17 protein-coding genes are annotated in these 19,545 nt (G+C 55.9%); 3 read left to right on the top strand and 14 right to left on the bottom strand.

Annotation, left to right across the window (positions count from 1 at the left end):
- Positions 1–74: 74 nt before the first annotated feature.
- The 14 genes from ACOSDR_RS13350 to tpiA all read right to left on the bottom strand — a co-directional run bounded on the left by ACOSDR_RS13350 (position 75) and on the right by tpiA (position 15,040).
- Positions 75–521: a type II toxin-antitoxin system RatA family toxin gene (locus tag ACOSDR_RS13350; RefSeq protein ID WP_420723972.1), complete on the bottom strand. Its 447-nt coding sequence runs from the start codon at positions 519–521 to the stop codon at positions 75–77.
- 62 nt (positions 522–583) lie between these two features.
- Positions 584–1,558: a lipoyl synthase gene (gene lipA / locus ACOSDR_RS13345; protein ID WP_420731580.1), complete on the bottom strand. Its 975-nt coding sequence runs from the start codon at positions 1,556–1,558 to the stop codon at positions 584–586.
- A 154-nt stretch (positions 1,559–1,712) separates the two neighbouring features.
- Positions 1,713–1,934: a hypothetical protein gene (locus ACOSDR_RS13340; protein WP_420723970.1), complete on the bottom strand. Its 222-nt coding sequence runs from the start codon at positions 1,932–1,934 to the stop codon at positions 1,713–1,715.
- 192 nt (positions 1,935–2,126) lie between these two features.
- On the bottom strand, positions 2,127–3,539 hold the full coding sequence (gene lpdA / locus ACOSDR_RS13335) for a dihydrolipoyl dehydrogenase (protein ID WP_420731579.1): 1,413 nt from the start codon (positions 3,537–3,539) through the stop codon (positions 2,127–2,129).
- A gap of 13 nt (positions 3,540–3,552) precedes the next feature.
- The gene (locus ACOSDR_RS13330; RefSeq protein ID WP_420731578.1) at positions 3,553–4,923 is read right to left on the bottom strand and encodes a pyruvate dehydrogenase complex dihydrolipoamide acetyltransferase; all 1,371 of its coding nucleotides are present in this window, start codon (positions 4,921–4,923) and stop codon (positions 3,553–3,555) included.
- 21 nt (positions 4,924–4,944) lie between these two features.
- Complete coding sequence (locus ACOSDR_RS13325) at positions 4,945–6,327, bottom strand: pyruvate dehydrogenase complex E1 component subunit beta (RefSeq protein ID WP_420731577.1); 1,383 nt, start codon at positions 6,325–6,327, stop codon at positions 4,945–4,947.
- 34 nt (positions 6,328–6,361) lie between these two features.
- On the bottom strand, positions 6,362–7,402 hold the full coding sequence (pdhA, locus tag ACOSDR_RS13320; protein WP_420723966.1) for a pyruvate dehydrogenase (acetyl-transferring) E1 component subunit alpha: 1,041 nt from the start codon (positions 7,400–7,402) through the stop codon (positions 6,362–6,364).
- Positions 7,403–7,768: 366 nt separating this feature from the next.
- Positions 7,769–8,089 carry an FtsB family cell division protein gene (locus ACOSDR_RS13315; protein ID WP_420723965.1) on the bottom strand — a complete coding sequence of 107 codons (321 nt, stop codon included), beginning with the start codon at positions 8,087–8,089 and terminating at the stop codon, positions 7,769–7,771.
- 994 nt (positions 8,090–9,083) lie between these two features.
- Positions 9,084–10,355, bottom strand: coding sequence for a phosphopyruvate hydratase (gene eno, locus ACOSDR_RS13310; RefSeq protein WP_420731576.1), 1,272 nt, complete (start codon positions 10,353–10,355; stop codon positions 9,084–9,086).
- Positions 10,356–10,438: 83 nt separating this feature from the next.
- Complete coding sequence (locus tag ACOSDR_RS13305) at positions 10,439–11,197, bottom strand: sulfite exporter TauE/SafE family protein (protein WP_420731575.1); 759 nt, start codon at positions 11,195–11,197, stop codon at positions 10,439–10,441.
- Positions 11,198–11,201: 4 nt separating this feature from the next.
- Positions 11,202–12,041 (bottom strand): 3-deoxy-8-phosphooctulonate synthase, encoded by an 840-nt coding sequence (gene kdsA, locus ACOSDR_RS13300; protein WP_420723962.1) that lies wholly within the window; start codon positions 12,039–12,041, stop codon positions 11,202–11,204.
- 31 nt (positions 12,042–12,072) lie between these two features.
- Positions 12,073–13,713: a CTP synthase gene (locus ACOSDR_RS13295; protein ID WP_420731574.1), complete on the bottom strand. Its 1,641-nt coding sequence runs from the start codon at positions 13,711–13,713 to the stop codon at positions 12,073–12,075.
- Between the two features lie 122 nt (positions 13,714–13,835).
- Positions 13,836–14,165 carry a preprotein translocase subunit SecG gene (secG, locus tag ACOSDR_RS13290; RefSeq protein WP_420723960.1) on the bottom strand — a complete coding sequence of 110 codons (330 nt, stop codon included), beginning with the start codon at positions 14,163–14,165 and terminating at the stop codon, positions 13,836–13,838.
- A gap of 122 nt (positions 14,166–14,287) precedes the next feature.
- Positions 14,288–15,040 (bottom strand): triose-phosphate isomerase, encoded by a 753-nt coding sequence (gene tpiA / locus ACOSDR_RS13285; protein WP_420731573.1) that lies wholly within the window; start codon positions 15,038–15,040, stop codon positions 14,288–14,290.
- A 258-nt stretch (positions 15,041–15,298) separates the two neighbouring features.
- Between tpiA and ACOSDR_RS13280 the strand changes: the two genes are divergently transcribed.
- Genes ACOSDR_RS13280 through ACOSDR_RS13270 form a run of 3 tightly spaced genes read left to right on the top strand, consistent with a single transcriptional unit; the run spans position 15,299 to position 19,347 of the window.
- Complete coding sequence (locus ACOSDR_RS13280; protein WP_420731572.1) at positions 15,299–17,191, top strand: SurA N-terminal domain-containing protein; 1,893 nt, start codon at positions 15,299–15,301, stop codon at positions 17,189–17,191.
- 2 nt (positions 17,192–17,193) lie between these two features.
- Positions 17,194–18,702, top strand: a complete 1,509-nt coding sequence (trpE, locus tag ACOSDR_RS13275; protein ID WP_420731571.1) for an anthranilate synthase component I — start codon at positions 17,194–17,196, stop codon at positions 18,700–18,702.
- A 21-nt stretch (positions 18,703–18,723) separates the two neighbouring features.
- Positions 18,724–19,347, top strand: coding sequence for a pyridoxamine 5'-phosphate oxidase family protein (locus ACOSDR_RS13270; protein ID WP_420731570.1), 624 nt, complete (start codon positions 18,724–18,726; stop codon positions 19,345–19,347).
- Positions 19,348–19,545: the final 198 nt, after the last annotated feature.

Below are 19,545 nucleotides of genomic sequence, written 5' to 3'. Positions count from 1 at the left end.
CATGAACAGAAATCGTGACTTACTACAATAGCAGTTTCTTGTTCATGGCGATGGCGTGACGCCCCCTGTAGAAACTACGATTGTGGGCCATACAAATCTTTAGCGCGGGATTCGAAGGCTGAGACCATGCGCCGAACAGCTTCGGTGAAAACCAGCCCTATCATTGCCTGCAACAGTTTAGACCGAAACTCAAAATCCACATGAAACTCGACAATGCAGCCATCCGAATCGGGTTTCTCTATAAATTTCCAGCTGTTATCCAGATACTTGAAAGGACCGTCTTCATAGGCGGTCTTAATCAACATGGCATCACGATCCAGCGTGACCCGGCTGGTAAACCGTTCGGTCACCCCTTTAAACCCAATCACAAGATCCGCAATCAACAGGGTATCTGATTGACTGCGTATGCGGGCAGCGCGACACCAGGGCAGGAATTCAGGATAACGTCCGACATCCGCGACCAGGGAATACATATCCTCAGCGCGATATGGCAGGCTGCGTTTCTCAGCATGTCTTGGCATAGAGTTAAGGGCGCTCTGAATATTGGATTGTCATTGAATTTGGCTGAAGCACGTGACACGCGCTATTCAGCGGCATGAGGAGCCCCCGCCGCCAGCTTTGCCTCCCGTGCCGCCCGCAGACGCTGGAAATCATCACCCGCATGATAGCTGGATCGCGTCAATGGCGAGGACGAAACCATCAGGAACCCCTTTGCACGCGCCATCGTGGCATAGGCCGCAAATTCATCTGGCGTCACAAACCGGTCCAGGGCGGCATGTTTCAAAGTCGGCTGCAGATATTGACCAATCGTCAGGAAATCGACATCCGCTGCCCGATAGTCATCCATCACTTGCTGGACCTCAATTTTCGTTTCGCCTAATCCAACCATCAGGCCGGATTTTGTGAATATCGATGGATCCATCTCCTTCACTTCCGAGAGCAGCTGCAAGGAGGTGAAATACCGCGCGCCGGGACGGATTGTCGGATACAGCCGCGGCACAGTTTCAAGATTGTGATTAAAGACATCGGGGCGCGCCGCTACGACAACGTCCAGGGCCCCCTTCTTGCCCTTGAAGTCCGGCGTCAGGATTTCAATTGTCGTGCCGGGGGTTCTCTCCCGAATGGCAAGAATGGTTTGTGCGAAATGTTCCGCGCCGCCATCCGCCAGATCATCGCGGTCTACCGACGTGATGACGACATGTTCCAGGCCCAGTTTTTCGACTGCATCGGCCACCCGGTATGGTTCAAACACATCCAGGCTGTTTGGGCGTCCCGTGCTGACATTGCAAAACGCGCAGGCACGGGTGCAAATTTCCCCCATGATCATGAAGGTCGCATGTTTCTTGGCCCAGCATTCTCCAATATTCGGGCATGAGGCTTCCTGACAGACCGTGACCAGCTTGTGGTCCTCAACGATCTTGCGGGTCGCCTGATATTCCTTGCTGACCGGCGCTTTTACCCGAATCCAATCGGGCTTGCGTTGAATGGGATTATCCGGCCGATTGCGCTTTTCTGGGTGGCGCAGGGCTGCGGCTGATTTTTCTATTGGCTCACTCATGCGAAACACGCCTTTCTCAGCGGATCATGATGCCTCACAAACTGAGGAGTCACACCGGTTGGGTCAAGCCTGTGCCGCAATAAAGTAGGAAAAACAGATGATATTTAGAGAATAAAATTAGATTTAAGCGCAACAGCCCATCATTGGTGGCGCATTAAGGATTGCGAACCACAATACCATGATAGCCGCTGTTATTTTCAATTGCGGAATTGGCGACCAATTGGATGATTTCATTCAATGTTTTTGCATCATGTCCGGGATCACTGGGGTCAAGCGAAAGGTCCGTCACAACGATCATCAGATGACGCCAACGATTGTTTTCATACACCAGTTCTCGACGAACTTCCGCGATATGCGGATGCTCGGTGGCTTTCATCGTTCCGGCCCCTCTCTCAACAATATCCATTGCTTTGTCTACCCCTATTGACCTGAGTGTACACGTGCCACAGAACCGCGCAACAGAGAAGACAAAACATCTAAAATTTTATTTAATTTTTAATTAATTACTCTGTGAATTTATGGGGAATGCCCTGATCGGATTTTCCACATAAAAAACAGATAGATAAAACTACATATGAATGACCTTCCCATATGCGTCCAAAACGGATTCATGCATCATTTCACTCAATGTGGGATGCGGGAAGACCGTATGCATCAAGTCCTCCTCTGTCGTCTCCAGGGTTTTTGCGACCGAATAGCCCTGGATTAATTCGGTCACTTCCGCGCCGATCATATGGGCACCCAATAGCTCCCCAGTCTTTGCATCGAACACAGTCTTGACCAGGCCTTCAGGTTCCCCCAGTGCAATCGCCTTCCCATTGCCGATAAAGCTGAACCGGCCGACCTTGACATCATGGCCTGCCGCCTTTGCCTTTTCTTCGGTAAGACCGATAGAGGCCACTTGTGGATGGCAATAGGTGCAGCCAGGAATTCGCTCCACTGCCAGGGGATGGACGCCCTTCAGACCGGCAATTTTCTCAATGCAGATCACGCCTTCATGCTCCGCCTTATGGGCAAGCCAGGGCGGGCCTGTCAGATCCCCGATGGCATACACACCAGGTTCATCGGTTTCAGACCATTCATTGGTTTGAATATGGGTTTTGTCGACTTTGATCTTGGTGCCTTCCAGACCGATATCTTCGACATTGCCAACGATACCAACCGCTGAAATCACACGATCGACAGTGATTTCCTGGGTCTTGCCCTTCTGTTCGACGACACAGGTCACCGAATCCTTACCGCGCTTCAACTCTTTGACCGATGCGCCAGCCAGGATTTTCATCCCCTGCTTTTCAAAGGCTTTCTTGGCAAAGGCGGAAATTTCGGCATCCTCTACCGGAAGCACCCGGTCCATCACTTCGACAACCGTGGTTTCCGCGCCCAGCGTATTAAAGAAGCTGGCAAATTCGATCCCGATTGCGCCAGATCCAATGACCAGCAGCTTCTTGGGCATGGTATCGGGCACAAGCGCATCCTTATAGGTCCAGACCAGCTTATGATCTGCCTCCAGCCCCGGCAGTTCCCGGGCACGGGCACCGGTTGCCAGGATGACATGCTTTCCAGTCAGTTCCGTCACGGCCTTGCCATCCTTCGTGACCGCCACTTTGCGGGCCCCCTTGGATCCGCCGGCCAGTTTGCCCCAGCCATCGATCACGGTAACCTTGTTCTTTTTCAACAGATGGCCGACACCCTGATTCAACTGTTTGGAAACACCTCGGCTGCGCTTGACCACGGCATCCAGGTCAAAGCCTGGATTGTCACAGCTTAAGCCATAATCCTTGGCCTTCTTCATGTAATGATAGATTTCCGCAGAGCGCAGCAGTGCCTTGGTCGGGATACAGCCCCAATTCAGACAGATACCGCCCAGATGGTTGGCTTCCACCACGGCGACCTTCATGCCCAGCTGTGCCGCACGGATCGCCGCGACATAGCCACCCGGACCACCCCCAACAATCACAACATCAAAATTGGTATCCGCCATTAGGGGCCTCCGTTCACAGCATCAGGGCGATCGGGTCTTCGATCAGCGCTTTAAGTTCTTTCACCAGGGCCGCACCAGTCGCCCCATCAATGCAGCGATGGTCGACCGCCAGGCTGAGCGACATCACAGTGGCCATGCCCAGCGCACCATCCTTCACGACAGGGCGTTGCTCCCCTGCCCCGACGGACAGAATGCCGCCCTGAGGTGGATTGATGATGGAGGTAAAGGTCTTCACTCCGAACATGCCCAGATTGGAAATCGTAAACGTGCCGCCCTGATATTCTTCCGGGGACAGTTTCCCGTCGCGGGCCTTGGCAGCCAATGATTTGGCTTCCTTGGAGATCGTTGCCAGACCTTTAGAGGCGCAATCCTTGATGATCGGTGTGATCAGTCCACCGTCTATGGCAACCGCCATTGCCATATCGACCTTTTCGAACTTCAGGATCGCGCTGTCGGTATAGGCGACATTGCAATCCGGCACACGGGTCAGGGCCAGCGCCGTCGCCTTGATGACGAAATCATTGACGGAAATCTTGTAGTCCGCCCCGTCCCGCTCGTTCAACTGCTTGCGCATCGCCAACAGCTTGTCGATTTCGACATCCACCTGCAGGGTGAAATGCGGAATATCACGGGCCGATTCTGTCAGGCGCTTGGCAATGGTCTTGCGCATATTGGAATGCGGGACAGCCTCTGCCTCCGGCAGCATCTTGAAGATCGGATCATCCGCTGAGGGCACCGCCGCCGCCGGGGCCGCTGCTTTCGCCGCTGCCGGGGCTGCTGCTTTGGGCGCATCTGCCGGCGCCGTGTCGGATGCGGCGGTCGCCTTCCCAGTACCAGACGACAAGGCGTCTTCAATATCACGCTTCACAATGCGACCATGGGGGCCTGACCCGGACAGTTTCGCCAGGTCCAGCCCTTCATTTTCCGCCATACGCCGCGCCAGGGGGGAGGCAAATATGCGATCCCCAGAGGATGCGGCTGGCTTTTCGGCTGGCTTCTCGGCAGGCTTCTCGGGTGCGGGTTCGGCTTTCGATGCAGGCTTTTCAGCCGCCTTTTCCGTCTTTGCCGGTTCGGACCCTTTCGCAGCCGCAGCCTCCGGCTTGGAATCGCCTACAGACGCAATCGCGGTTTCAACGTCTTCGCCTTCTTCGGCCAGAATCGCGATGGGTTCATTGACCGCGACACCCTCAGTACCGCCTTCAATCAGAATCTTGGCGATAATGCCTTCATCGACGGCTTCAAACTCCATCGTTGCCTTATCGGTTTCGATTTCCGCCATCACGTCGCCGGACGCAACACTATCGCCCTCTTTCAAAAGCCATTTCGCCAATGTGCCCTCTGTCATGGTCGGCGACAGCGCCGGCATTAGGATCTTGATTGCCATTGTCGTATCCCCTTCCTGCCCTTAGCGGTAACAAACGGCGCGGGCCGCCTGGACGATGTGATCAGCCTGTGGCAGCGCCAGGGCCTCAAGATTGGCAGCATAGGGCATCGGGACATCCGCACCCGCAACCCGTGCCACCGGGGCATCCAGATAGTCAAAGGCCTGTTCCATCAGCATCATGCCCAATTCCGACCCGATCCCGGCAAAGGGCCAGCCTTCTTCAACCGAAACCAATCTGTTCGTCTTCTTCACAGACTCGATAACTGTCGCGGTGTCCAGCGGGCGAATGGTGCGTAGGTCAATAACCTCCGCACTGATCCCTGCCTCTGCCAGGGTCTCCGCTGCTTCCAGGGCTTTTCCAACCATAATGGAGAAGGCCGCGATGGTGACATCCGTTCCGGACCGAACAATCTTTGCCTTGCCCAACGGAACCGTCCAATCATCGGTGTCCGGCACATCAAAGGTCTTGCCATACAGGATCTCGTTTTCCAGGAAGATCACCGGGTTCGGATCGCGGATCGCAGATTTCAGCAACCCTTTCGCATCCGCCGCGCTGTAGGGCGATACGACCTTTAAGCCCGGACAATGGGCATACCAGCTGGCATAGCATTGGGAATGCTGGGCACCGACCCGCGCCGCAGCCCCGTTCGGGCCCCGGAACACGATGGGTGCCCCCATCTGACCACCCGACATATACAAGGTCTTCGCCGCAGAATTGATGATCTGGTCCATCGCCTGCATGGCAAAGTTAAAGGTCATGAATTCGACAATCGGCCGCAACCCTGTAAAGGCCGCCCCGACGCCCAGACCGGCAAAGCCGTGTTCGGTAATCGGCGTATCGATCACACGCTTGTCGCCAAACTCATCCAGCAGACCCTGAGAAATCTTATAGGCCCCCTGATACTGGGCGACTTCTTCCCCCATCAGGAACACCCGGCCGTCGCGGCGCATTTCTTCGGCCATGGCATCGCGCAACGCCTCGCGCACGGTTTGGGATTTCATCGCACCATCCCATTCCGGCTCGGGCTCAGGCGCTTCAGCCGCCTTGGGTGCAGCAGGTGCCTTCTCGGCCGGGGCCTCTTCCTTGCTGGACTGTGACTTCTTTTCCGCCGGCGCAGACTCAGCCTCCTTTGCCGCATCCTCTGCAGCGCTGGCGTCTTCGCCCTCTTCCAACAGGATCGCGATGGGTTCGTTGACGGCAACGCCTTCGGTGCCTTCCGGAACCAGGATTTTGCCGATCACGCCCTCGTCGGTCGCCTCGAATTCCATCGTCGCCTTGTCGGTTTCAATTTCTGCCATCACATCACCGGCAGCAACGGTATCGCCTTCTTTCACAATCCATTTCGCCAGGGTGCCCTCGGTCATTGTGGGCGACAGCGCCGGCATCAGCAGTTGAATAGCCATTTATTTAATATCCTTATCTGTCAGCGGTGCCTGTTCAGGCTTCCAAAAGCACGTCGGTCCACAATTCTTTCTCATCCGGCTCTGGGCTGGATTGAGCGAAATCTGCGGCATCCGACACGACGGCCTTGACCTGCTTGTCGATTTCTTTCAGGTCCTCCTCGCTGGCGTGACCATCATCGATCAATGTTGCCTTCACCCGGTCAATCGGGTCAGAGGTGGACCGCACCTTGTTGACCTCTTCCTTTGAGCGATATTTCGCCGGGTCCGACATGGAATGCCCGCGATAGCGATAGGTCTTCATTTCCAGGATATACGGTCCTTTTCCAGCACGGCAGTGTGCCACGGCCTTTTCGGCTGCCTCATGCACGGCGACCACATCCATGCCATCCACTTCATCGCCTGGAATGCCGTAAGCCTTACCACGATCATGCAGATTGGCACCCGACGCGGAAATCCGCTCTACAGAGGTTCCCATGCCATATTTATTGTTTTCAATGACATAGATTACCGGCAGCTTCCAAAGGGCGGCCATGTTGAAAGCCTCATAGACTTGGCCCTGATTCATCGCGCCATCACCGGTATAGGCCATGCAGACATTGTCTGTTTCATTGTATTTCATGGCAAAGGCGATACCGGTGCCAAGGGGAATCTGTGCACCGACGATGCCATGCCCGCCATAGAAATGCTTTTCCTTGGAGAACATGTGCATGGAACCGCCCTTGCCCTTGGAATAACCCCCTTCACGCCCCGTCAATTCTGCCATGACGCCCTTCGGATCCATGCCACAGGCCAGCATGTGACCATGATCCCGGTACGAGGTGATAACCGCATCGCCCTCTTTTGTGGCGGCCTGCATGCCGGTCACGACAGCTTCCTGCCCGATATAGAGGTGACAAAACCCACCGATCAGACCCATGCCATACAATTGCCCCGCCTTTTCCTCAAAACGGCGGATCAGAAGCATGTTCTTATAATAATCCATCAAGTCGCTTTTGCTGGTTTTTGCCGTCTTGGCAGGTGCAGACTTAGAAGCCGCTTTGCCAGCCGCACGTTTCGCGGTCGCCTTTTTCGCCATCGGTTGTCCCCTCGTTCAGGTCTCTCACAGAGATCCAATTTACGGCGGGCCATCCGGTCAATGAACACGGAAAGCCCGACCAATTTTTTCGTTTCAAGGGCGCAACCCGTTTGATTTCAAGCCTGCCCGAAACATCCATTGGAATCGGTACTTGGTTTCAGGGGGCAAATCAATAGCCTAGGCAAATAATTGATTTACCACAATAAAGTGATACTTAACTGAATTTAAGTTGAATTGATTGAAACACACTTTTTTTGACGCAGTGCAGCATGACGCACACGTAAACCCGGTCAATAATTTGTCATGAATTTAACAGCTACGCCCCATCCACCAAATATACAAGGTCACTGCTTGGGCGCGATATGACTAGCTGTTAGGCGTCAGGAAAATGACGACTTCATTCTCATGGATTTTTTGCAGGTCCAGGCGCATCCGTTCTTCCAGCATATCCAGATCCAGACTGCGCCGATCCAACAGCCCGACACGATGCTCCAGGGTCAGGCGCTGCTCCCGCAGATTATTCAAGGCATGCTGCGCACGCTCCACTTCATTGGACACGCGCATCAGGGACAACAGACCGCGATCCCCCTGGATTGTATGATAGGCAAAGTAAACGAGAACGCACGCCCCCAAGGCCGGGAACGCGATATGGCGGAAGCGCCTATGAAGTTCATCGAATAGAGTCATAGCACACCCCTTGAATCACGGAACCGAGTCCGCGTCAATGGGCAATATTTTCAATGACTTAGTAGGAATTTTTTACCTATTTCAGTGGCATATATTGCCTATCAGAGGACCCCTGAACTCAAGCAGTGGTAGGTGAGTCATGATATGGTATATGGCGGAAAATCAGGCGCTAAAAGCAAATGCCGCGCCTTAAAGGTCAAAATTGCCGACATGGCGGTGCCTGTCGATACCCCATATGTATCCCCCCTCCCCTCTCCAAACTGCATCCCGAAACAGCGACTGCTTCTCACCAAAGCGAGTCTAAGACGGAAGATAACGCGCGCCTGTACAATCACACCTGCCACCCTGGACCCCGGATCACGTCCGGGATGACGGTATTTCAAGATAAATACTCCCTCACCCTGAGGAGCGCAGCGTCTCGAAGGGGGAGCCCGCTGGAAGAACGGACTTACAGCGCATCCTTCGAGACGGCGCTATCGCGCCTCCTCAGGATGAGAATGGTGTTTAAGGTCAGAAGTGGAATGCCATAGCCCACAACCCCCTCAGCGCCCTTTGCGCCTCCTCCGCGCTCTTTGCGGTTCATCTTTACCATCTCGTCACACCCGCGCAGGCGGGTACCCTGAGCCACACGCATAAATCGCGCCTGCCGCCCTGGACCCCGGATCACGTCCGGGGTGACGCTGATTTAGTCAAGAGAATCCTCACCCTGAGGAGCGAAGCGTCTCGAGGGGTGATCTGTCTGTAACCACCTCCCTTACAGCGCATCCTTCGAGACGGCGCTATCGCGCCTCCTCAGGATGAGAATGTAACTCATATCCCCGTCTCTCCCGCGTAGGTGGGTATCCAGAGCCACAAACATCAATCGCGCTTACCGCCCTGGACCCCGGATCACGTCCGGGGTGACGAAAAGAGTGGCGTCTCAGCGTCCTTCGCGCCTTCTCTGCGCCCTTTGCGGTTATCCTGAAAAAGGGGCCGCAGACGGTATATTTACAGATCAGCGCTGGAACGCGGATCCGTCATAAACTGCGGCTGTATCCAGCTCTTCTTCGATGCGCAGCAACTGGTTATATTTTGCCAAACGGTCGGAACGGCTGAGCGAGCCGGTTTTGATCTGGCCGCAATTGGTGGCGACCGCCAGGTCGGCAATCGTCGCATCCTCTGTCTCGCCGGACCGGTGGGACATGACGGCTGTGTATTTCGCCTTATGGGCGGTTTCGACGGCTTCCAGGGTTTCCGTCAGGGTGCCGATCTGGTTCACCTTGATCAGGATCGAATTGGCCGTTCCCTTGGCGATACCATCGCGCAGGCGTGCAGGATTGGTTACGAACAGATCATCGCCGACCAATTGACAGGATTTCCCGATCTTGTTGGTCAACAAGGCCCAGCCGTCCCAGTCATCTTCGGCCATGCCATCTTCAATCGACGCGATCGGATAGTTCGCGACCAGATTGGCCAGATAATCGACATGCTGGGCAGAGGTCAGGGTCTTGCCCTCCCCGACCATCTTGTAGGCACCGTCGATGTAATATTCGGTTGAGGCACAGTCCAGGGCCAGTACCACGTCGCGGCCGGTCTCGTAGCCTGCGGATTCAATGGCTTTCAGGATAAAGTCCAGGGCCTCTGTCGCTGACGACAGATTGGGGGCAAAACCACCCTCATCCCCGACATTCGTATTGTGACCGGCTGATTTCAGTTGCGCCTTCAGGCTTTGGAAAACTTCGGCCCCACAGCGCAGGGCTTCGGCAAAGCTGTCCTGACCGACCGGCATGATCATGAATTCCTGGATGTCGATGGGATTATCGGCATGCGCCCCACCATTGATGATGTTCATCATCGGAACCGGCAGGCGGCTGGCGAATGTGCCCCCGACATAGCGATACAGAGGCAGTGCTGCCGCAGCAGCAGCGGCCTTCGCGGTTGCCAGCGAGGCCCCCAGGATGGCATTCGCGCCCAAGCGGCTTTTCGTGGGGGAGCCATCCAGTTCAATCATCGCGCGGTCCAACAGGACTTGCTCTTCCGCTTCCATGCCCATCATCATGTCATAGAGTTCGGTGTTCACGGCTTCCAGGGCTTGCAGCACGCCCTTGCCGCCATAGCGCGACCCGCCATCGCGCAATTCATGCGCCTCATGTGCGCCAGTGGAGGCACCCGACGGCACAGCGGCCCGACCGAAGGACCCATCTTCCAGGGTCACCTCAACCTCAACGGTGGGATTGCCCCGGCTGTCCAGAATTTCGCGGCCATGTACGTCAATAATTGCGGTCATGCAGGTATCCTCCAGAAGGGCTATACGTTAAGTCGCGCGACTTATAGCGCCCAAACTTATCTGGGGCAATCGCCGGGCTGTGGTTACAAAAAGCGCCATAAGGAACGCAAGAACAGATAGACGCCAAGCAGCAGAATGACCAACAGGAAGACCGTGCGAAACTGTTCTTCCGGAATGCGCCGCCGGATCCGCATCCCAAGCGTCATTCCGATAAGGGCGGGGATGATGGCGATAGCAGAGACACCGACGACCTTGCTTGTCAGGATATCATGGTGACCAAGACCGATGATCAGGCCGATATAGGTGACCGTGAACAGGATACCCAGCGACTGAACAAAGGCATCCCGCGGTAAGTTCAGGGATTGCAGATACAGAACACCCGGCACGACGGAAGACCCGGTTATCCCGGTCACAATCCCGGTCACCGCGCCTATGATCGGTGAAATCCAGACATCATGACGCCCCGGCGGCGACAGCGTGATCGTCTTCAGGGTCAGGGCTGAATACACGATCAGAATTGTGCCCAGAAAGATCGTCAGAACATTCTGATCGACCAGGGTGAACAATCCTGTCGCCAAAGCGGTGAAGAGGGATGCAATCACCATAAGCGGCCATGTGCGACGCCAAACTTGCGTGAAATGCCCCCCCACCAGCGCCTGATACAAATTGGTCAAAACAACCGGCAGTGTGGCATAGGCCAGGGCCGTGTCCAGTCCGACGAATATCGTCGCCAAAGCGATCCCGATGGTTGGCAGGCCAAGCCCGACAATCCCTTTGGAAAATCCAGCAAGCAGGTAAATCGCCAGAATAGGGACAAGAGTTTCCAGCGAAACATCCCCCATCGGATTACGCCGACAGAGTGGCTTTGGTAATCCGGTCGTAATTCTGCAGGGTCAGCAGCAAATCTGCCATCTGGTCGATGGGCACCATGTTTGGGCCATCGGACGGCGCATTGTCCGGGTCCTGATGGGTCTCCATGAACAGGGCCGCTACGCCCACGGCCACCGCCGCACGGGCCAGGACCGGCACAAATTCGCGCTGGCCGCCGCTGGACGTGCCCTGCCCGCCTGGCTGTTGCACCGAATGGGTGGCGTCAAAGACAACGGGCATACCGGTCTGTTGCGCCATTGTCGGCAGGCTGCGGAAATCGGTGACCAGCGTGTTATAGCCAAAACTTGCGCCGCGTTCGGTCACCAGAACATTGGAATTGCCGCTGTCGACCAGTTTGGCGACGACATTTTTCATATCCCAGGGGGCCAGGAACTGACCTTTTTTCACATTCACCACCCGCCCGGTTTGCGCCGCCGCGATCAGCAGATCGGTCTGGCGGCACAGGAAGGCTGGGATTTGCAGGACATCGACGACATCGGCTACGACCGCACAATGATCCCGCTCATGAACATCGGTCAGCACGGGAATTTTATAGGTGTCTTTGACTTCCTGAAACACCGCCAGCGCCTTATCCAGACCCATGCCGCGCTGACCCTTCAGGGAGGTGCGGTTCGCCTTGTCATAGCTGGTCTTATAGATCAGGGAAATCCCAAGACCGTCACAGATTTCTTTCAGTTGGCCGCTCATATCCATCGCATGATCGCGGCTTTCCATCTGACAGGGCCCGGCGATCAGCACGAACGGCTTGTGATTGGCAATTTCGATCTGGCCAAGCGTGACGGTATGCTGCTGCATCTGAACGATCCTTGATAAGACGGGGCTGCGATCAGACCAAACGGCTGGTCTTCACGGCGGCCTCAATGAAGCCCGCAAACAGGGGGTGCGGCTCGAACGGCTTTGACTTCAGTTCCGGATGGAATTGAACGCCGATGAACCAGGGATGATCTTCCCGCTCCACGATTTCCGGTAAAATGCCATCTGGGGACATGCCCGTGAACTTCAAGCCAACCGCTTCCAGTTTTTCACGATAGCCGACATTCACTTCATAACGATGACGGTGGCGCTCATAGATTTGACGCTCGCCATAAATTTCCTGTGTCTTCGATCCCGGCTCCAGAATACAGGGATAGGCCCCCAGACGCATGGTACCGCCCTTATCATCATTCTCGCCACGGGTTTCGACGCGATTGCCCTTTTTCCATTCGGTCAGCAGGCCGACGACAGGATGTTTCGCGGGGCCGAATTCGGTCGAAGAGGCATCTTCAATGCCGGCCAGATGCCGCGCGGCCTCTATCACGGCCATCTGCATGCCAAAGCAAATCCCAAAATAGGGGATATTGCGTTCGCGGGCAAAACGACAGGCCTGAATCTTGCCTTCCGACCCCCGCTCCCCAAATCCGCCCGGCACCAGAATGCCATGCACGTTTTCCAGATAGGGCACGGGGTCGTCGGTCTCAAAGATCTCCGATTCGACCCAGTTCAGCTTTACCCGCACATTATTGGCGATGCCGCCATGCACCAGCGCTTCGGCAAGCGACTTATAGGCATCCAGCAGGACGGTGTATTTGCCAACCACGGCAATTGTGACTTCGCCCTCTGGCGCACGCACGGTGCGGGTGATATCGCTCCAACGGCTCAGGTCGATCTCTTCTTCCTGACCTTCCTTCATCATGTTGAAATAGCTCAGAACTTCAACATCCAGGCCTTCCCGATGATAGGTCAGTGGCACGGCATAAATCGTGTCGACATCCAGGGCAGAGATAACCCGACTTTCGCGCACGTTACAGAACAGCGCGATCTTGCGTTTCTCCCCCTGGGGGATGTCCCGCTCTGCCCGACACAGCAGAATGTCTGGCTGAATCCCGACCGACAGCAGTTCCTTCACGGAATGCTGCGTCGGTTTGGTCTTCAATTCACCCGCTGCCCCGATATAGGGCAACAGCGTGCAATGGATATAACAGGCCCGCTCGCGCCCTAATTCATTGCCCAACTGGCGGATGGCTTCCAGAAATGGCAGGCCTTCGATATCGCCAACCGTGCCGCCGATTTCGCATAAGACAAAGTCTTCATCGGTGATATCGGATACGACAAAGTCGCGAATCGCATCGGTGACATGGGGGATGACCTGAACCGTACCGCCCAGATAATCACCGCGCCGTTCCTTGGCAATTACATCGGAATAGATTCGACCTGTGGTGACATTGTCCGATTGGCGGGCCGGAACGCCGGTGAAGCGCTCGTAATGGCCCAGATCCAAATCCGTTTCTGCCCCATCATCGGTGACATAGCATTCACCATGCTGATAGGGGCTCATCGTACCGGGGTCGACATTGAGATAGGGATCCAGTTTGCGCAGCCGGACCTTATAGCCCCGCGCTTGCAACAGCGCGCCAAGCGCGGCTGAGGCCAAACCCTTACCCAGTGAGGAGACCACGCCGCCTGTTATGAAGATGTATCGTGCCGACATGGGAGATCACTGTATCCTTTGGCTTTCGTCTGACAAGCCTGATCCGCACGGATGCGAAATCCGACCCAAAGAAGAAGGCGGCAATTGCGCCGCCTTCCTTGATATCATTGTATTTTTACCGATCACTCCGATGTGGGGACGACAGGCGTTCCATCATCGACGGGGGCCGGTGCTGTGGTTTCAGCAGGGGCCGAATCGAAAATCGATTCGGTGTTCTTGTGGCCGCCCGCCAAAATCGCCAATGTCAGGCTGGTTGCAATAAAGCAGGCTGCCAGAATGGCCGTTGTCCGGGTCAGGGCATTTGCCGCCCCACGGGCAGAGAACATGCCACCGCCACCACCGCCGGAACCACCGCCCATGCCCAACGCGCCGCCTTCGGAGCGTTGCAGCAAAATGACGCCAATCAATGCAATGGCAATCAACAGGTGAACGATCAGAATGATATTTTCCATCGCGGTCTAGGCCTCACTCAAGAAACTCGGTTTCGACACCCGATATACAGATGCCTTTGAATTGTGGGGTATGTAACGCGTCAGTGCCTGAATTTAAAGCCCGAAAGTGGTTTTCCTTGCGATCACGCCTTTGCCGCAGCAACGATGCTCAAGAAATCCTCGGCTTTCAGGGCTGCCCCCCCGATTAATCCGCCATCAATATCGGGCTGCGCCAACAGGTCCGCCGCGTTACCGGGCTTCATGGATCCACCATACAGAATGCGCAGGGCCGCTGTTCCTGCATCCCCCAAACGACCGTGCAGATGGGCGCGAATATGGGCGTGCACCTGATTGGCTTCCTGTGCCGTTGGGGTGCGACCCGTCCCGATGGCCCAAACCGGTTCATAGGCTATGACCGTGTTCTCAGACGTTGCGGACTGGGGAACAGATCCATCCAGTTGGGCGGAGATCACCGACATCGTATCACCCGCATCCCGCTGTGCCTCCGTTTCGCCAACACAGATCACCGCGATCAAACCGGCCTGATGGGCAGCACTGGCTTTCTGCGCCACCTGGGAATCGGTTTCGCCATGATCGGCACGGCGTTCAGAATGGCCCAGAATGACATGGCTGCATCCAACATCGACCAGCATCTGGGGGGAGATCTCGCCGGTATGGGCCCCCTTCTCCTGCCAATGGCAATCCTGTGCGCCCAGTTGAATAGCAGAACCGGACAGAACCGATTTAACGGCCCCCAACAATGTTACTGGGGGGCATATCAGAATATCGCAGGGCGCATCCTTTCCGCCCTGCGCCACGGCCTGCGCCAGGGCGGTGCCATCGCTTAACAGTCCATTCATTTTCCAGTTTCCGGCAATCAGGGGGCGTCTGCTCATGGGTCTAAAGGATCCTTAGCTGGTTATGGGAATATCTTGCGCCACGGGTTTACCACGCCCATCTAAGAACGCCAATCTGTAGAACCAATCCGCAGAAAAGGGCGACGGTATCGGAAAATACTGCGAATTTCCTTGGCAGATGGGTTGGCATTTGCGATTGCGGGGGTCGAAACGCCCCCTTATGATCCGGGCGAATTCGATTTGGGACCTGTCCCATGGTAGAACCGCTTTCCTGAAACCATTGCGACGAGTGAAATCATGTTACAAAAGATGCGCGCATCCACCGGCTCTTGGATTGCCAAGGCTATTCTAGGCCTCCTGGTTCTGAGCTTTCTGGGCTGGGGCGTGTCGTCCTATGAAGGACTGGGCAACAGCGCCAATGGGGATACGGTGGCAAAAGTCGGCGACCGTGACATCAGTTTCCAGGAATTCTACATCGCCTATCAGCGTTTCCTTCAGACTCAACGCCTCGATTCAATCGACAGCGATGTTGCCCGCCAGTTAAATCTTGCCAACAATGTCCTGCAGAACATGACCTTGCGCACGCTTTATGAGGCAGAGGCCGATCGTAAAGATTTAACGGCCAGCGATGATATGGTGCGCACTGAGATCCAAACCCGCCCGACATTCCAGGGCAGTGATGGCAAGTTCGACCGCCTGCGCTTTGAAACAGCGCTGCAACAGAATGGCCTGACAGAACCTGGGATGGTTGAACTGGTCCGCCACGAAATTGCACGGTCACAACTGCTGGGCGCGGTCACCGCCGGCAGCGCAGCCCCCGAAGCCCTGGTTGATCGCATCTATCATTTCTTTGGGGAACGCCGGTCCGCTGAATACTTAACCCTTCCCATCGCATCAGTGGATGCGCCATCCGAACCGGATGATACCGCACTGCAAGCTTTCTATGACGAACGGAAGGAAGATTTCCGCCGTCCTGAATTGCGCGGCATGACCTATGTTCTGATCTCTCCGGAAGCGATTGCCGGCACAATTGATGTATCAGAGGATGATATTCAGGCATCCTATGAAGCCCGCCTTGGTGAATTAGGTCAGCCGGAACAACGCGATATCAGCCAGATTTTGTTTAACTCTGAAGAAGATGCGAAAGCGGCCTCCGAAACCTTAGCAGCCGTCCCTGTGGAAGAGTTGAAGGACAAGATCGCAGAAATGGGCCTACAACTTATTGAATTGGGCCAATTCAGCCGCCAGGGCATTCCCAATGACGCGCTTGCTGAGGCGACTTTCTCTCTGGAAGCACCCGGCGTAACCAGTGCTTTCGAAGGGGCTTTCGGATGGTCCGTTGCCATCGTCAACACCATCCAGGAAGGCAGCGAGCCCACATTGGATGAAGTACGCGATCAAATCACCCGCGACCTCGCCCTGGACCGCGCCTATGATGAAGTGTTCGATTATGGCAAGAAGCTGGAAGACGCCTTTGCGCAGGGCATGACACTGGAAGAAGCCGGGGCTTCAATTGGAATTGAGGCTAAAAAAATCGATGCGGTTGATGCCCAGGGTCGGGGCCCCGACGGCACTCCCCTCGCCGACCTTCCCGCAGGATTGACCTTCTTGCAGAAAGCATTCGCCGACGACCTGAAAGCCGGTGATGTCGGTTTCCTGGAAACCACAGAATCCAACGCCATGTTCATGCTGCGCGTGGACAACATCACCCCGGCGGCAATTCCGGATTTTCCCTCTGTGCGGGACGAGGTCAAAGCCGCATGGATGAAAGACGCCCGCTATCAGGCCGCAGAATTGCGCGCCCAGACCTTGGCCGCGCAATTGGGTGAAGCCGGTGATGTTGCCATGATTGCAGCCAGCAATAACGCCGAGGTAAACACCATCGAAAACTTTGCCCGCAATGGGCAAGCTGCGGGCGGTGCGCGCATTCCAGATGCCTTGGCCAGTGAATTGTTCGGGCTGGACACTGGTAAGGCTGCATATGGCGTGCAGGATGATGCCTTCGTCATCGCGCGCCTGACCAAGATCACCCCCGCCGAGGCAGCGGTCGACGGTGATTTCCGCAAGAACATTTCCGATGCGCTGGCTGTTGGCATGTCTAATGATCTAGTCGAACAGTTAGGGGTCGCCCTGCAAAAGGAAATTGAGACAACAACCTACCCCGAAGTCATCGACAGAGTGTATCGCTGATCATGGAATGCTTTCCCGATATAGAGAGTTTCAAGCGGCTCTATGAAGCAGGGAAGCCACAGGTCGTTTATACCAGATTGGTCGCAGACCTAGAGACGCCTGTTTCTGCCTATATGAAGCTGGCCGATGGACGCGCCGACGCCTTCCTGTTCGAATCCGTCGAAGGGGGCGCCATTCGCGGGCGGTATTCCTTTGTCGGGATGAAGCCGGACCTGATCTGGCGTTGCTTTGGCGATAAGGCCCAGGTCAATCGACGTGCCCTGATTGATCCCGATGCGTTTGAGGCGCATTCTCTGCCCACCCTCGACTCGCTGCGTTCCCTGCATAAGGAATGCGAGATGGAGATGCCCGACTCGCTGCCCCCAATGGCGGCCGGGTTGGTGGGCTATATGGGATATGACTGTGTGCGCCTGGTGGAGCCCTTCCCCGATGAAAATAAGGACGTACTGGAGGTGCCAGACGGCATTTTCATCCGACCGACCCTGGTTGCAGTCTTTGACAGTATCGAAGACATCGTCACCTTTGTGACGCCGGTTCGCCCGGACCCGGAAATTGGGGCCGGTGCGGCGTATGAAAAAGCCCTGGAACGCCTGTCAGAAATGCGCGACAGCCTGGAACGCCCCCTGCCCTATGCCACGGCTGGGCGATCTGCTCAGGATGCGGGGATTGAGCCCGTCGCGAATATGACGCCACAGGCCTATCAGGCCATGGTCGCCAAGGCGAAGGAATATATCCTGGCCGGCGATATTTTTCAGGTCGTGCTGTCACAGCGGTTTGAAATGCCGTTCGACCTGCCACCCTTTTCGCTGTATCGCGCGCTGCGGCGCACGAATCCATCCCCCTTCCTGTTTTTCATGGCCTTTCGACGGTTTGCGATTGTCGGGTCCAGCCCTGAAATTCTGGTCCGTCTGCGCGATGGCAAGGTTACGATCCGCCCCATTGCAGGAACACGCCCCCGGGGCGCGGACCGCGCAGAAGATCAACGAATGGAACAGGACCTGCTGGGCGACCCCAAGGAATGCGCTGAACATCTGATGCTGCTGGATCTGGGCCGCAATGATGTTGGGCGGGTCAGCAAGATCGGCACCATTGATGTCACAGACAAATTCATTGTCGAACGCTACAGCCATGTCATGCACATCGTGTCCAATGTGGAAGGCCAGATAAAAGACGGCGTGGACGCCCTGACCGCACTGATGGCGGGGTTTCCCGCTGGCACAGTATCAGGTGCGCCCAAGGTGCGCGCCATGCAGATCATTGAGGAACTGGAACCGGATCGCCGGGGCATCTATGCCGGTTGCATCGGCTATTTCGGGGCCGACGGGTCCATGGATACTTGCATCGTGCTGCGCACCGCCGTCGTCAAGGATGGCAAGATGATCGTTCAGGCCGGGGCTGGCATTGTTGCGGACAGCGACCCGGCCTCAGAACATCAGGAATGCGTGAACAAGGCCAAGGCCCTGGTGCGCGCCACGCAGGAGGCCGTGCGCTTCGCCTCTGGACGCAACTAACACTTAAATCAGGAGAAACAGATGACGGCATCCGATCACACACTCAGCACAGTTGAGGATCTGGAAGCGCTGTATGGAGTTCCCAAAGAAACCTCCCTGATCAAAGAAATCGACTATATATCCGATCACTATCGCGCCTTTATCGAAGCCTCCCCCTTTGTTGTGCTCTCCACCGTCGGGCCGGAAGGTCTGGACAGCTCCCCCCGGGGCGACCCCGCCGGATTCGTTCACATCACGGATAGCCGAACCGTCCTGATCCCGGACCGACGTGGCAATAACCGCATCGATTCCCTGCGCAATATCGTCCGCGACCCAAGAGTTTCGCTGCTGTTTCTGATCCCAGGTATTGGGGAGACCCTTCGCATCAATGGCCGCGCCACAATCAGCGTCGATCCTGACTTGCTGGATCGTTTCATCATGCAGGGAAAGCCGCCTCGCAGTGTGCTTCAGGTGCAGGTTGATCGTGTCTATTTCCAATGCCAGAAGGCCCTGGCGCGATCCCAGCTGTGGAATCCGGACACACGGCTGGACCGCAACGCCCTGCCCTCCGCAGGACAGATTCTCAGCACACTCAGCAAAGGCACATTCGACGGTAAAACCTATGACAACGACTATCCAGAACGCATGAAGCAGGAAATTTACTGAGACCTGGATTATCCAGAAGGCAACCTTCCCGGCCAATCCCCCCTCTGTCACCGTGGCCGCCCCGGTTGCCCACCCCGTCATGCCCGCGCAGGCGGGTATCCAGGGCCACACGCATCAATCGCGACTGCCGCCCTGGACCCCGGATCACGTCCGGGGTGACAATATCGATAATGGATACGCCGATACAGCCCCTCCTCA

The sequence above is a fragment of the Hwanghaeella sp. 1Z406 genome, assembly GCF_048892425.1.
Classification (GTDB): Bacteria; Pseudomonadota; Alphaproteobacteria; order UBA8366; family Aestuariispiraceae; genus Pacificispira.
This window is presented reverse-complemented; position numbering and strand designations above follow the sequence as displayed.